This window comes from Rhodococcus sp. AB351 (genome assembly GCF_049538275.1).
Lineage (GTDB): Bacteria > Actinomycetota > Actinomycetes > Mycobacteriales > Mycobacteriaceae > Rhodococcus.
On record NZ_JBMVFW010000014.1, the window covers coordinates 15972 to 30518 of the forward strand.

At 69.6% G+C, this 14547-nt stretch carries 12 protein-coding genes; 7 read left to right on the forward strand and 5 right to left on the reverse strand.

Translation table 11 applies throughout. From position 1 onward, the window contains the following. Positions 1-35: 35 nt before the first annotated feature. From trxA to ACPCXD_RS19860, 3 genes are all read right to left on the reverse strand, one after another. Complete coding sequence (gene trxA / locus ACPCXD_RS19850) at positions 36-407, reverse strand: thioredoxin (RefSeq protein WP_016691445.1); 372 nt, start codon at positions 405-407, stop codon at positions 36-38. A 162-nt stretch (positions 408-569) separates the two neighbouring features. After that, a complete protein-coding gene (locus ACPCXD_RS19855; RefSeq protein WP_423660925.1) occupies positions 570-1649 on the reverse strand; it encodes a GlxA family transcriptional regulator in 1080 nt (359 codons plus the stop codon). Between the two features lie 232 nt (positions 1650-1881). After that, positions 1882-2400 carry a 2'-5' RNA ligase family protein gene (locus tag ACPCXD_RS19860; protein WP_160876879.1) on the reverse strand — a complete coding sequence of 173 codons (519 nt, stop codon included), beginning with the start codon at positions 2398-2400 and terminating at the stop codon, positions 1882-1884. Between the two features lie 19 nt (positions 2401-2419). Between ACPCXD_RS19860 and ACPCXD_RS19865 the strand changes: the two genes are divergently transcribed. The 4 genes from ACPCXD_RS19865 to ACPCXD_RS19880 all read left to right on the forward strand — a co-directional run bounded on the left by ACPCXD_RS19865 (position 2420) and on the right by ACPCXD_RS19880 (position 6254). Further along, positions 2420-3505 carry an isocitrate/isopropylmalate dehydrogenase family protein gene (locus ACPCXD_RS19865; protein ID WP_160876881.1) on the forward strand — a complete coding sequence of 362 codons (1086 nt, stop codon included), beginning with the start codon at positions 2420-2422 and terminating at the stop codon, positions 3503-3505. Positions 3506-3613: 108 nt separating this feature from the next. Beyond that, positions 3614-4486 (forward strand): ABC transporter substrate-binding protein, encoded by an 873-nt coding sequence (locus ACPCXD_RS19870; RefSeq protein ID WP_229568343.1) that lies wholly within the window; start codon positions 3614-3616, stop codon positions 4484-4486. Positions 4487-4497: 11 nt separating this feature from the next. Then, complete coding sequence (locus ACPCXD_RS19875; RefSeq protein WP_423660928.1) at positions 4498-5484, forward strand: amino acid ABC transporter permease; 987 nt, start codon at positions 4498-4500, stop codon at positions 5482-5484. Continuing rightward, positions 5481-6254, forward strand: a complete 774-nt coding sequence (locus ACPCXD_RS19880) for an amino acid ABC transporter ATP-binding protein (protein ID WP_160876885.1) — start codon at positions 5481-5483, stop codon at positions 6252-6254. Before ACPCXD_RS19875 ends, ACPCXD_RS19880 begins: the two co-directional genes overlap by 4 nt. Positions 6255-6261: 7 nt before the next feature. On the opposite strand, the gene ACPCXD_RS19885 is transcribed toward ACPCXD_RS19880, so the two are convergent. Continuing rightward, entirely contained in the window at positions 6262-7170 is a 909-nt protein-coding gene (locus tag ACPCXD_RS19885; protein WP_202400262.1) for a class I SAM-dependent methyltransferase, read from the reverse strand. Positions 7171-7389: 219 nt separating this feature from the next. On the opposite strand from ACPCXD_RS19885, the gene rpsA reads away from it, so the two are divergent. After that, positions 7390-8850 carry a 30S ribosomal protein S1 gene (gene rpsA, locus ACPCXD_RS19890; protein ID WP_016691436.1) on the forward strand — a complete coding sequence of 487 codons (1461 nt, stop codon included), beginning with the start codon at positions 7390-7392 and terminating at the stop codon, positions 8848-8850. 187 nt (positions 8851-9037) lie between these two features. Here rpsA and ACPCXD_RS19895 read toward each other — a convergent pair whose 3' ends face one another. Continuing rightward, a complete protein-coding gene (locus ACPCXD_RS19895) occupies positions 9038-9250 on the reverse strand; it encodes a hypothetical protein (protein ID WP_016934979.1) in 213 nt (70 codons plus the stop codon). A 290-nt stretch (positions 9251-9540) separates the two neighbouring features. Here ACPCXD_RS19895 and ACPCXD_RS19900 point away from each other — a divergent pair, with 290 nt between their 5' ends. Continuing rightward, positions 9541-10998 (forward strand): MFS transporter, encoded by a 1458-nt coding sequence (locus ACPCXD_RS19900; RefSeq protein WP_160876887.1) that lies wholly within the window; start codon positions 9541-9543, stop codon positions 10996-10998. A gap of 82 nt (positions 10999-11080) precedes the next feature. Continuing rightward, entirely contained in the window at positions 11081-14503 is a 3423-nt protein-coding gene (locus ACPCXD_RS19905) for an ATP-binding protein (RefSeq protein ID WP_088899276.1), read from the forward strand. Positions 14504-14547: the final 44 nt, after the last annotated feature.

Sequence of the window (14547 nt, forward strand, 5' to 3'; positions counted from 1 at the left end):
GAATGCCGGGGACGGGCGCCGTCGACGCGTGTGGGTCAGCCCTGCTCGGCGCGAGCCTCCGCGATCTGCTTGCGCACATCGTCCATGTCGAGGTTCTTGACCTGCGAGACGAGATCCTCGAGAGCGGCGGGCGGAAGAGCGCCGGCCTGGTTGTAGACGAGGATGCCTTCGCGGAACGCCATGATCGTGGGGATCGAGCGGATGTTCGCCGCCGCCGCGATGGCCTGCTCGGCCTCGGTGTCGACCTTCGCGTGCACGACGTCGGGGTGCTTGTCCGACGATGCCTCGAAGGTGGGGGCGAACTGCTTGCAGGGGCCGCACCAGTCGGCCCAGAAGTCCACGAGCACGATGTCGTTGCTCGTGACGACCTCGTCGAAGTCCTGCTGGGTGAGAGCCTTGGTTGCCACGGAAATCCTTTCGGTCGGGCGTGTCGACGGGTCCAACATCCGGCCGCCGCTGTTTCTTCCCGTTCGTTCCCTCCGCCACAATCGTGACGGGGTTCCTTCCGCCACGCTACGTGACGTGCCCGCTCCGGGGGCGCCGTCGGGACGTGTCGATCGAGGGATACGTCACACGCCGACCGGCTCGTGGTGTCCCACACCGGCGGGCCCGTGGTGTCCCACGCCGACCCGCTCGCGGCGTCCCACGCTCGCGGGTTCGACGGACCGCCGGAAGGTCCGTCGGTAGGCCTGCGGAGTGGTCTGCCGCAGGCGCAGGAAATGCTGGCGAAGCACCGCAGCGGTGCCGAAACCGACACGGTCGGCCACCACGTCGATCGGAAGGTCGGTCTCCTCGAGCAGGCGCTGCGCGGCCAGAACCCGCTGGTCGCGGAGCCAGCGGGCGGGCGTGACCCCGACCTCGGCGACGAACCGCCGCGCGAAGGTCCGCGCCGACATGTGCGCCTTCTGCGCCAGTGCGGCCACCGGGAGTTCCTGGTCGAGGTGCTCGCTCATCCAGTCGAGCAACGGTGCGAGCGACTCGTCCTTGCATTCGGGCAGCGGCATCGCGACGTACTGGGCCTGCCCACCGTCGCGGTGCGGTGGCACCACCATGCGCCGGGCGATCGTGTTGGCGACCTGGGCTCCCTGGGCGGAGCGGACGATGTGCAGGCACAGGTCGATGCCGGCCGCGGTGCCTGCGGCGGTGAGGACCGGATGGTCGTCGACGTAGAGCACGTCCCGGTCGACCTGCGCCGTCGGATACGTCCGGGCGAGACGGTCGGCGTGCATCCAGTGGGTCGTGCAGCGACGTCCGTCGAGCAACCCGGCCGCGCCGAGGATGAACGCCCCGGTGCACATGCTCGCCACCCGCGCGCCGCGGTCGACGGCGGCGCGCAGCTTCGCGAACAACGGTTCGAGGCGCTCGTCGTCGAGTGCGATGCCCTCGCTGTTCACTGCCGGCAGCAGGATCAGGTCGGCGTCGTCGAGGAGATCGAGCGTGTGCGGCACCTCGATGGTGTAGCCGAAGCGGGTGCGCACCGGATCGGAGGTCGCGGCGACGAGGTGGAAGTCGTAGGTGGGCAGGCCGTCGTCGGAGCGGTCGAACCCGAACACCTCGCACGCCACGCCGAGTTCGAAGGTCTCGACGTAGGGGAGGACGGGGACGACCACCTTCTCGAGCCGGCCGGCGGTTCCAGGTGTTCCGGACACGGCATCCAGTGTGACACCGCGGTGGCAGAAAATCGATGTTCTCCGACGGCTCTGCCACTGTCGGGTGGGTTTCCGGCGCGGCAGGCTCGAAGCATGATCCTGCTGGTCCTCCTACTTCTGGCGGTCTTCCTCCTCCTCGACGTGCTGGCCCTCACCGGACGCACACCCGACACCCATATGGAAGTGACGCAGTTCGGCGACTACCGCTTCTGAACCGCCCACCGCCCCCTGCTCAGGTGAGCAGCCACTCCCGCTTGGCCTCGCCGTCCCATCGCCGCACGCCCGCACTCGACCCGGTCAGTTGCCGCTCCGGGGTCTGCGCCGCCAGGACCGCCGCGCCGACGCGCGCGGCCGGTACCCGCCGCGCGAGGGTGACGTGCGGCGTCCACTCACCGGGCCGGATGTGCGCGGGGATCCCGGGGCAGTCCGAAAGCACCTCGAACACCCGCGCCTGGAGTTCGAGCAGTTCGATCGACGGCACGACCGTCCGGGCGAGCGTCGCGTACCGGCCACCGAAGATCACCACGCCACCGAGCCGGAGGGTGAGCCGCCGGACCGTGATGGCGGCCCGCACCGCGTCCTCGAGTTCGTCCGGTACGGCATGGGCGACGAACAGCGTCACGTGCGGACGGTTGGATTCGGAACGGACCCGTCCCTGACTGTGCAGACCGGCGTCGAGCAGCCGCGTCCACTCGTCGCGCACCGCCGCGTCGAGCGGGGCGTCGAGGAGGAGTTCCACCGACTGGACCACGGTAGGCAATGATGACCGGGTGACCGACGACACCGCAACGCTTCAGAGCCACCGCATCGGACTTCTCGAGGGGGACGGCATCGGTCCCGAGATCGTGCCGGCGACCCGCAGGATCGTCGACACCGCCGTCGCGGCAGCCGGGGTCGCAGTCGAGTGGGTGCCGCTGCCCGTCGGCGCCTCCGCGATCGAGACGCACGGCAGCCCTCTGCCGCAGGTCACCCTCGACACCCTCACCGAACTCGACGCGTGGATCCTCGGCCCGCACGACAGCGCCTCGTACCCACCGGAGTTCCGGGGGCAGCTCACACCCGGCGGACGGATCCGCAAGCACTTCGACCTGTACGCGAACATCCGGCCCGCGTGCGCACTGCCGGGAGCGGCGTCGGTGTCACCGAAGATGGATCTCGTCGTCGTCCGGGAGAACACCGAGGGTTTCTACGCCGACCGGAACATGGCCGTCGGCAGCGGCGAGTTCATGCCCACCCCCGACATCGCACTCGCGGTCGGAGTGATCACCCGCGCGGCCTGTGAACGCATCGCGCACACCGCCTTCGACCTCGCGTCCCGTCGCCGCAAGCGCGTGACCATCGTGCACAAGGCCAACGTGCTCGCCCGCACGACCGGCCTGTTCCGGGACGTGTGCCAGGAAGTGGGTCGTCTCTACCCGAGCGTCACCGTCGACGACCAGCACGTCGACGCGATGGCCGCGCTGCTCGTCCGCCGCGGCGCCGAGTTCGACGTGATCGTGACGGAGAACATGTTCGGCGACATCCTGTCCGATCTCGCCGCCGAACTGTCCGGCTCGCTCGGCACCGCGGCGTCGATCAACGCGTCACGCACCAAGGCCATGGCTCAGGCCGCGCACGGCGCCGCACCGGACATCGCCGGGCAGGGCCGCGCCAACCCGATCGCGCTGATCCTCTCCGCCGCCATGCTTCTCGACCGTGTCGGTGCGCGCGCGGACATCGAGTTCTCCGCGGCCGCCCGCGCCATCGAGGACGCGGTACGCACGACCGTCGCGGCGGGTGTCGCGACCGCCGATCTCGGTGGCACCGCGTCGACGGACGAGTTCACCGCCGCCGTCATCGCCCGCCTCGAGGCCTGAGCTTCGGGTTTGCATTCGCACCCCTCCCGGGTTGGATACTGTTCGACTGTGAATCGAGCAGTGCACACCCGCCGCGCGACCTCGTGGGGGCGTCGTCGCGTCCGGACCCTGAGCAGGCTGGCGGCGGGAGCAGCGGTGCTCACCCTCGCGACCGGGTGCGTGGTGAACACCGAATCGACCGTCCCGCCCGGCGACCGCGTCACCGTCGACAAGGTCGACGCCATCGCGAGCCGGTTGCCGCCCGACATCGCCGACGGCGGCACCCTCGAGGTCGGAGTGAACGTCCCGTACGCCCCCAACGAGTTCAAGGACGACGACGGCACCATCGTCGGCTTCGGTGTCGAACTCGTCCAGGCCCTCGGAGACGTTCTCGGACTCGAGGCGGTGCTCAACGAAGCGGACTTCGACCGGATCATCCCGGCGGTCCAGGCGGGCACCTTCGAGATGGGTTCGTCGTCCTTCACCGACACGAAGGAACGCGAGGAATCGGTCGACTTCGTCACCTACTACAGCGCCGGGGTGCAGTGGGCGCAGCGCACCGGCGAATCCGTCGACCCCGACAACGCGTGCGGCCTGCGGGTGGCGGTGCAGACCACCACCATCGAGGACCTCGAGGAGGTCCCCGCCAAGAGCGAGGAGTGCGTCGCCCGCGGACTGCCGCCCATCGACAAGGTCAAGTACGACAGCCAGGACGAGGCCGCCAACGCCCTGATCCTCGGCCGGGTGGACGCACTGTCCGCCGACTCACCGGTCACGGCGTACGTCATCGCCCGCAGCGAGGGACGACTCGAACCGGCCGGTGAGGTCTTCGACGCCGCGCCCTACGGCTTCGTCGTCGCGAAGGGTTCGCCGTTCGGTCCCGTACTGCAGCAGGCGGTGCAGTACCTCATCGACTCCGGTGCATACGACGAGATCACCGCGCGCTGGGGCATGGAGGACGGCGCGATCACCACCTCGCAGATCAACGGCGCGACGAGCTGAGAAAGGGAACCATGAGCGAGTCCACGTCCGCGAGATCCGCGGAACCGCGACCGGACGAACCGGAGCCGATACGCGCAGTACCCCTGCGGCATCCCGGACGATGGATCTCCGGCGCGATCGTCCTGGTCGCACTCGGGCTGTTCGCCTGGGGAGCAGCCACCAACGAGGCGTACCGCTGGGACATCTACGCCCAGTACCTGTTCGACGCCCGCATCACTGCAGCCGCCTGGAAGACCGTCCAGCTGACGGTGCTCGCCATGGCCATCGCCGTCGTTCTCGGCGTGGTGCTCGCCGTGATGCGTCTGTCCCCGAATCCCGTGCTGCGCTCCGTCGCATGGCTGTACCTGTGGGTCTTCCGCGGTACCCCCGTGTACGTCCAGCTCGTGTTGTGGGGACTGTTCCCGTCGATCTACAAGCAGATCGACCTCGGGATCCCGTTCGTCCACCAGTTCGTCCACATCGACGTGCAGGGCCTGAACGCAGCGTTCCTGTTCGCCGTCATCGGTCTGGCACTCAACGAAGCGGCCTACATGGCGGAGATCGTGCGCGCCGGCATCACCTCCGTGCCCGAGGGGCAGCTCGAGGCGTCGACCGCGCTCGGCATGTCGTGGTCGCAGACCATCCGCCGCACCGTCCTGCCGCAGGCGATGCGGGTGATCATCCCGCCCACCGGCAACGAGCTGATCAGCATGCTCAAGACCACCTCGCTGGTCGCCGCCGTGCCCTACAGCCTCGAGCTGTACGGCCGGGCCCGCGACATCTCGGGTGCGAACTTCCAGCCGATCCCGCTGCTGCTCGTCGCTGCGACCTGGTACCTGGCGATCACCAGCCTGCTCATGATCGGCCAGTACTACCTCGAACGGCACTACTCGAAGGGCCTGAGCCGGCAGCTCACCGCCCGCCAGCTGCAGGCACTCGCCGACGCACAGAACGCACCGGTCACCGAGGCCGGCAAGCCGACGCCGAAGCCCGGCGCACCGGGGGAGGAACGCATATGACGTCCGTCGACACGCCGATGGTGCGGGCCGACCGGGTCTGCAAGAGTTTCGGTGCCGTCAAGGTGCTCAAGGGCATCTCGCTCGAGGTCGGGCGCGGCCAGGTGACCTGTCTGATCGGCCCGTCCGGATCGGGCAAGTCGACCTTCCTGCGGTGCATCAATCACCTCGAACGCGTCGACGCCGGTCGCCTGTACGTCGACGGCGATCTCGTCGGCTACGCCGAGCGGGGTTCGAAGCTGTACGAACTGCACCCGCGGGCCGCCGCGAAGCAGCGCCGCGACATCGGCATGGTGTTCCAGCACTTCAACCTGTTCCCGCACCGCACCGTGCTCGAGAACGTCGTCGAGGCGCCGATCCTCGTGAAGAAGCTCAAGCGCGACGAGGCGGTCGACAAGGCCCGGGATCTGCTCGCGCGGGTGGGGCTGGCCGACAAGGTCGACGCCTATCCCGCGCAGCTGTCGGGCGGCCAGCAGCAGCGCGTCGCGATCGCCCGCGCACTCGCCATGGATCCCAAGCTCATGCTGTTCGACGAGCCCACCTCGGCCCTCGACCCCGAACTCGTCGGCGAGGTGCTCGCGGTGATGCGGGACCTCGCGGAGGGCGGCATGACGATGGTCGTCGTCACGCACGAGATGGGCTTCGCGCGGGAGGTCGCCGATCAGCTCGTGTTCATGGACGGCGGCGTGGTCGTCGAGGCCGGGGATCCCCGCGAGGTGCTGGCCGACCCGAAGGAGAGCCGGACCCGGGAGTTCCTGTCCCGCCTGTTGTGAATCGGGTTCAGGCGGGTTTGCGACTGCAGAAGATGGCGGTGCCCGGGAAGATCGAACCGCGCAGCGGGCTCCACTGCCCCCACTCGCGGTCGAGATGCTCGGGCCACTCGGGTTCGACGATGTCGTAGACCTCGAGGCCGGCGGCGACCAGTTCGCGCACCCGGTCGCCCACCGTGCGGTGGTGTTCGGCGTAGGTCGCCCGGCCCGTCGCGTCCACCTCCACGTAGGGCGTCCGGTCGAAGTACGGGAACATCGCGACCAGGCCTTGTTCGCCCGGGTCGTCGGGGAAGATCCACCGCATCGGGTGGTTCACGGAGAACACCCACCGTCCGCCGGGCCGCAGCACCCGCGCGACCTCGCGCATCACCCGGGCGGAATCGGCGACGAAGGGCACCGCGCCGAACGCCGAGCACACGATGTCGAAGCTTGCGTCGGCGAAGGGCAGGTTCTCGGCGCCGGCCTGCACGAGCGGAACCGTCGGGCCGGAGGCGGCCATCGCCGCGCGTCCGCGCTGCAGCATCCCCATGGAGATGTCCAGACCGACCGCGCGGGCGCCCTGTCCGGCGAGCCAGCGGGCGCACGGCGCCGAACCGCATCCGAGTTCGAGGACGTCGCGGCCGGCGACCGGGCCGAGCAACTGCACATCGCCCTCGTGCAGCCCTTCCGGGCACCACACGAACTCGCCGGCGGCCGAATCCACGCCGAGGAACTCGCCGTGCGTGCGGTGGTAGTCGTCGGTGTCGGCGTCCCACCACACCCGGTTCGCGCGTTCGCTCTCGAGAGAGCCGAGGCGGGTCCGGGTGGGGCGGGTCTCGCCGAGGATCGTCTCGGCGTCCGCGTGGCGCGCGGCCTCCTCGTCGGTTCCCTCCGGGGCGCCCGAAAGGTCTGGAAAAGGGGTGTTCGCGGAGCCCGACATGTGTGTGAGCCTATCGGGTGCGGGGGAGCGGTCCCGATATCGGTTTGCCCGGGTCCCCTCGAGACGCGTAGCCTGGTGATCGCGAGTGTCCGCAGTTCGGCTCCAGGGCCGAGCGAGGAACTCGCCGTGACTCGCACATCGCCGTATCGCAGTGGGTGTTTCACGTGCCCGACCGAATTTGACCAACCGACTATCAACCCGTCCGGAGCAACTCAACACATGGCCTCCACCACCGTCACCTCGCCGCAGGTAGCCGTCAACGACATCGGCTCCGCCGAGGATTTCCTCGCCGCCATCGACGCCACGATCAAGTACTTCAACGATGGCGACATCGTCGAGGGCACCATCGTCAAGGTCGATCGCGACGAGGTGCTGCTCGACATCGGTTACAAGACCGAAGGCGTCATCCCGTCCCGCGAGCTCTCCATCAAGCACGATGTCGACCCCAACGAGGTCGTGTCGGTGGGCGATGAGGTCGAGGCTCTTGTTCTCACCAAGGAGGACAAGGAAGGCCGTCTGATCCTGTCCAAGAAGCGTGCTCAGTACGAGCGCGCCTGGGGCACGATCGAGGAGCTCAAGGAGAAGGACGAGGCCGTCAAGGGCACCGTCATCGAGGTCGTCAAGGGCGGCCTGATCCTCGACATCGGCCTGCGTGGCTTCCTGCCCGCGTCGCTCGTCGAGATGCGTCGCGTCCGCGACCTCCAGCCGTACGTCGGCAAGGAGATCGAGGCCAAGATCATCGAGCTCGACAAGAACCGCAACAACGTGGTCCTGTCGCGCCGCGCATGGCTCGAGCAGACCCAGTCCGAGGTCCGCAGCGAGTTCCTGCACCAGCTCCAGAAGGGCCAGGTCCGCAAGGGCGTCGTGTCCTCCATCGTCAACTTCGGCGCCTTCGTCGATCTCGGCGGTGTCGACGGCCTCGTGCACGTCTCCGAGCTGTCCTGGAAGCACATCGACCACCCGTCCGAGGTCGTCGAGGTCGGCACCGAGGTCACCGTCGAGGTTCTCGACGTCGATCTCGACCGCGAGCGCGTCTCCCTGTCGCTCAAGGCGACGCAGGAAGATCCGTGGCGTCAGTTCGCCCGCACCCACGCGATCGGTCAGATCGTGCCGGGCAAGGTCACCAAGCTCGTTCCGTTCGGCGCGTTCGTCCGCGTCGAGGAGGGCATCGAGGGCCTCGTCCACATCTCCGAGCTGGCCGAGCGCCACGTCGAGGTCCCGGACCAGGTCGTTGCCGTCGGCGACGACGCGATGGTCAAGGTCATCGACATCGACCTCGAGCGTCGTCGTATCTCGCTGTCGCTGAAGCAGGCGAACGAGGACTACACCGCCGAGTTCGATCCGTCGAAGTACGGCATGGCCGACAGCTACGACGAGCAGGGCAACTACATCTTCCCCGAGGGCTTCGATCCCGAGACCAACGAATGGCTCGAGGGCTACGAGAAGCAGCGTGAGGAGTGGGAGTCCCGCTACGCGGAGGCCGAGCGTCGCCACAAGATGCACACCGCTCAGATCGAGAAGATGGCTGCCGACGAGGCTGCCGAGGCTGCGGCCGGCGTGTCCGGTGGCAACTACTCGTCCGAGTCGGGTGCCGAGGCGGCTCCGGAGACCGGCGGCGGATCGCTCGCGAGCGACGCCCAGCTCGCCGCTCTGCGCGAGAAGCTGTCGGGCAACGCCTGACACAGGGTTCCACGGACGGCCCCGCACCATTTCGGTGCGGGGCCGTCCGCGTTCTACAGGGGCTCGTTGCTCCGGCGCAACGGCTCCCGGGACCACGCCCGGGACCACGACGAGACCGGCCCCCTCCGCAACGGAGGGGGCCGGTCTTCGTATGTCGTCGGTGGCAGGTGCTCAGCTCACGGCGAGTTCACCCCACGGCGGGAGTGGCCCACTGCGCGGGCAGGGCCGTCGCCCGCTTGCGCATCGCGGCGTGGCTGTGGCGCGCGTTCGTCAGCAGCGCGGTGAACCAGTTCCGCCGGTGCTCGGCGAGGGCGGCAGCGACCTCGGGGATGAGGATGCAGTGAACACCGTTTTCCATGCCGAGGCGATGCCGACCTGTGGTTGAGGTGGAGGATCGCATGGCCTGCCTTCTCGAATGCTCCGGACGAGCCGGGACGGACGCTTCGCAACGACGATATCGGACACGACGTCGAATTCTCCGCATTTGCCCCAGGTAGGAGGGGGTGTGTCCGGTCCCGAGCGGCCTGCAACTGCCCCGTGACCCTGTCGTGATCGGTGTGTGATCCCCGGTCGTCCCGACGGGGAGATGTCGGTGACTGCCGAGCGGTCCAAGAAGTACACCCGGTTCGTCCCAAGCGACGCGATGCACCGTGTCCGAGGTCCACACACCTCGATACGGAAGGACGTTCCATGACCACACCGATCCCTGCGAGAAGCACCGCGACGAAGCGGATCACGCTGCTGGTGGTATGTGTGACGACGGCGATGCTCATGCTCGACATCGCCGTCGTCAACACCGCACTGCCGTCGATCGCCGTCGACCTCGACGCGGGCGTGAGTTCACTGCAGTGGGTGATCGACGCCTACACCCTCGCCCTGGCCACAGTCGTCCTCGGTGCCGGGTCGTGGGCCGATCGCCGCGGCCGCCGCCAAGTGTTCGTCGCCGGCCTCGTCTGGTTCACGGTCGCCTCGCTGCTGTGCGCCCTCGCCCCGACGATCTGGTTCCTCGATCTCGCCCGGGCCGTGCAGGGCATCGGTGGGGCGGTCCTGTTCGCCTGCTCGCTCGCCCTCCTCGCCGACGTCTTCGACCGGGGGCCGGCACGGGCGTCGGCCCTGGCGGCCTACGGCGCGACCATCGGCGGCGCCTTCGCGGTCGGCCCGCTCGTCGGAGGTCTGCTCACCGAACTGCTCGACTGGCGCGCGATCTTCTTCGTCAACGTGCCGATCGGCCTCGTGACCCTGCTCCTGTCCCTGCGCTGGGTGCCCGAATCGCGGGATCCCCGCCCGCGCGGCGCCGATGTGCCGGGGCAGTTCCTGGCCGCGGTGGGACTGGCGGCGCTCGTGTTCGCCGTGCTGCGCGGCCACGAGATCGGGTGGTCCGATGCCCAGCCGGTGCTCGCGTTCGTCGTCGCTGCCGGTGCCCTCGTCGCCTTCGTCGTGCACGAGATGCGCACCGCCGAACCGATGTTGCCGCCACATCTGCTCGCCAACCGGGCCTTCGCCGGAGCGCAGGTCGCGGCCTTCGCCATCTCGGCGTCGTTGTTCGCGGTGTTCGTCTACACCACCCTGTACCTGCAGAACGTCCTGCTGTTGTCGCCGGTGCAGGCGGGGTTGGTGTACCTGCCCGCGACCGTCGCCATGTTCGTCGTCGTCGGTACGACGGCGAAACTCGATCGTGTCGTCCCCGCGTGGGTCTCGTTGTCGTGCTCGCTGGCGCTCGTCGCCGTCGGGTTGCTCATGATGACGGTCGCCGAGGCGGACAGCTCGAAGTACGTCCTGCTGCCGGGACTCGTGGTGGCCTGCGCGGCCGCGGGTGTCTTCAACCCGGTGATGAGCGGGATCGTCCTCGGGGAGAGCACCGCGGATCATTCCGGTCTCGCGGCCGGTATCAACGACGCGTTCCGTCAGACCGGCATCGCCGTCGGCGTCGCGGTGCTCGGGGTGTTCCTGCCCGCCGAGTCGCTGCTGCCCGGCGGGTCACCGCAGGACTTCGTGGCCGGCCTGCAGGGGGCGCTCGTGGCGGCGGCGGTCGTCGCGGCCCTCGGAGCGGTGGTGTGTGTGGCCTGCCTGCGCACCCGGCGGCAGACCGTACCTGCGTTCGGGGACACCGAGGGCGACACGGTCGAATTCCCGGCCGTGACGGGATGAGAAGTCGCCGCGCACCCGGCGAAAACTGTCCTTACACTGCAACGATCGCATAGTTCGGCCGGGGTCGAGGGGGGCTCACCACATGATGTACCGACTGCTCGGACCGCTGGAGGTGGTTCGGGTCGCGTCGACGAGTGACCCGGCGGGGCCCTCGTCGGAGTCGCAGGTCGATCTGGGTCCGCGCAAGCAGCGAGCGGTCTTCGCCGTCCTGCTGCTCAACCGGGGGCGGGTGGTCTCCACCGACCGGCTGATCGACGCCCTGTGGCAGGACGACGCGCCCGCCAGCGCGATGGCGAGCATCCAGGCGTACATCTCCAATCTGCGCAGGGTGCTGAGAGGGGAGAGCGGTGCGGCCTCCCCGATCGTGCGCCAACCTCCCGGCTACGTCCTCGACATCCCGGCCGAGTCGGTCGACCTGGCCCGCTTCCTCGACGACGCCGAGGCCGCCCGTCGGCACGCCGAGAACGGGGAATGGGAGCTCGCACTCGACACCGCCGACCGTGCCCTCGACTCGGTGCGGGGGCATCTCCTCGAGGACCTGCGCGACGAACACTGGGTGGAGGTCGCGGCGGCATCCTTCGACGAGGTACGTACCGAATGCCGTGAGACCCGGATCACCGCGCTGCTCGCCCTCGGTCGCCTCGCTCCCGCCCTCGTCGACGCCACCGAACTGTGCAGCGAGTTCCCGTTCCGCGACCGCACCTGCTGGCTGCGCATGCTCGCCCTGCACCGAGCGGGGCGTTCGTCGGAAGCACTCGAACAGTTCCGCGTCCACGAGACGAGACTGGACGCCGAGCTGGGGCTGCGGCCCGGCACCGAACTCACCGACCTGCAGGGCGCGATCCTCCGGCACGAACCGGGACTCGCGGCGTGGCCCCGCACCCCGGGATGGACGGGCGCGGAGGAGGTTCCGGCACCGGCCGCGCCCGCCGTCCCCGCGCCCACCCCGGCGCCGGGCCCCGGACGCATCTTCGTCGGGCGCACCTCCGAGACCGGAACCCTCGACCGCATGCTCGACGAGGTCCGCTCCGGCGCGACCCGGTGGGTCGTCCTCACCGGACCCGCCGGCATCGGCAAGACCCGCCTCGCCGAGGAATGCGACGCCAGGACCGCCGCGATCGGCGGGACCACCGTGTGGGCGCGGTGTCTCGAGGACGACGGAGCGCCCGCCTGGTGGCCGATCCGGCGCATCCTGCGCGAACTCGGCGCCGATGCCGACACCACCCTGATCCCGCCCACCGGAGTGGAATCCGACGAAGCGCGCTTCGCGGTCTACGAGCGGATTCTGGGCGTCGTCGAAACGGCCGCGGCGCAGACTCCCGTGCTCACGATCGTGCTCGACGACATCCAATGGGCCGACCCGACCTCCCTACGTTGCCTGCTGTATCTCGTGGGAGCCCTGCACAAGCGGGGCGTCTGGTTCGTGTGCACACTCCGCGACTCGGAGACGACCCCCACCGTCCAGCGCTTCGTGGACGCCGTGCTGCACGGTGAAGGCAACCGGCACATCGACGTCCCGGCGCTCGCCGAATCCGAGGTCGCCGCCCTGGCGGGACATGTGAGCGGCGCACCGCTCGACGCCGACGAGGCCCGCCTGCTCGCCGAACGGACCGGCGGTAACCCGCTGTTCGTGTCCGAATACGCACGTCTTCCCCGGGACGAACGCCTCGACGGGGGCATCCCCATGGCGGTCCGCTCGGTCCTCGCGCGGCGGCTCGCCGCGGTGGAACCCGCCGTCCTGCAGGTGCTCCGAGTGGCCGCGGTCGTCGGCGACACCATCGAGATGGACATCCTCGCCGGTGCGACCCGCCTCGATCCCGACACCCTCGCCGACTACCTCGACGACGCCGCCGACGAACGCATCATCGTCGCCGATCCCGGATTGCGGGGGTACGCCTTTGCCCACGGACTGCTCCGCGACGAGGTCCTCGCGGCGATTCCCGCCATCCGCCGCCAACGCATGCACGCACGCGTCGCGGAGGTCCTGGCGGACTCCTCCGACCCGGATCGTGCCGGCAGACGAGCCCGGCACCTCATGGCGGCACTACCGCTCGTCGACCCTCGCATCGTGTTCGACGCCTGCGTCACCGCCGCCCGCGAGGCCACCGAGAGGTGGAACTCGGAGGAGGCGGCACGTTGGTGGGACGATGCCGTCCGGGCCTTCGACCTGCTGCCCGCCGCGGAACGATCCCCGGGCGACCGCGACGATCTGCTCGTCGCGCGCGTCGAGGCACTCGCCCGGGCGGGTCGCGGCCAGACCGTACTCGATGTCGTCGACGCCGGTCTGCTCGACGCGGTCCGCGACGGCCGCACGTCGACGGCCGGGCGCCTGGCTGCAGCGCTGCTGCGCGCGGCCGGCGCGTGGCCGTGGGTGTCCTACGGTAAGGATCCGGGACCGGTCCTCGACCGCCTCGCCGCACTCGAACCGTTCGTCGCGACCGACCGCGCGGCGCATGCCCGGGTGCTCGCGGCGCTCGCCGTGGGCAGTTGCTATCACCCCGATTCGTCCGTCCCCGACGGGATGAGCCGCACCGCGCTGGAGATCGCACGCGAACTCGCCGACCCGGACGTCGTCGCCGACGCGTTGCTGGGCCGCATCCTCCTCTACTCGGGGGTCGCGACACACAGTCACGAATCCGCCCGTCTCACCGACGAACTTCTCGCGCTTCCGCACCAGCAGGCGCGGTTCGACGAGGTGATCGCCCACGCCGTCGCGAGCATGACGCAGATGAACCTCGGGGACGTCGACGCCGCCACGTTCCACGTCCGCCGGGGCATCGCCGGCTGCGACCTGCTGCGTCTGCCTGTGCTGCGCGTACAGCTGCGATGGATGGAGGCGACCCTCGCGGCGTGGCACGGCGACTTCGCCGAGACCCGGCGCCACTACGACACCGCCACACAGTTCCACCTGCAGACCGAGCTGTACACGGCGGGCAGTTCCGATCTCGCCACCAATACCCTCGAGTGGGAGTACGGCACCCTCGCCGACGCGGATCCCGGCACCGTCGAACCGGACTCCTGGAGCATCGCCATCGCCGGCGCCCGCCGGGACACCGCGGCGGTGATCCGCGACATCGAACAGTGGGTAGCCAAGGGAGCACCCTTCACCTGGACGACGCTCGGTCACCGCACACTCATCGCGCGCGTCGTCGCCGACCTCGCCCTCGTCGACTACGCCGAGATGTTCCTCGAGCTCCTCGATCCGTTCACCGATCGCATCGCGACGGTGGGACAGGTCGGGGTGATCGGCTCGGTGGCGGAGGTCTGCGCGCGCCTGCACGCACTGCTCGGACGCACCGACGACGCCGCAGTGCTGCTGGACCGGGCCGAGGACCTCGCGACCCGCACATCGAGCCCACCGACACTGCTGCGGTGCCGTCTGCTGCGCGCCCAACTGCGCCCGGTCTCGCCCGAACGCAGCCGGGACATCGTCGCGATCGCCGACGAAGCCACCCGCACCGGCATGCTCGGCCTCGCCGCCCACGCCCGCTCGATCCCCACCTGACCGGTTCTTGGCGGACACTTGGACGACGCCCCCACGTCGCCGCA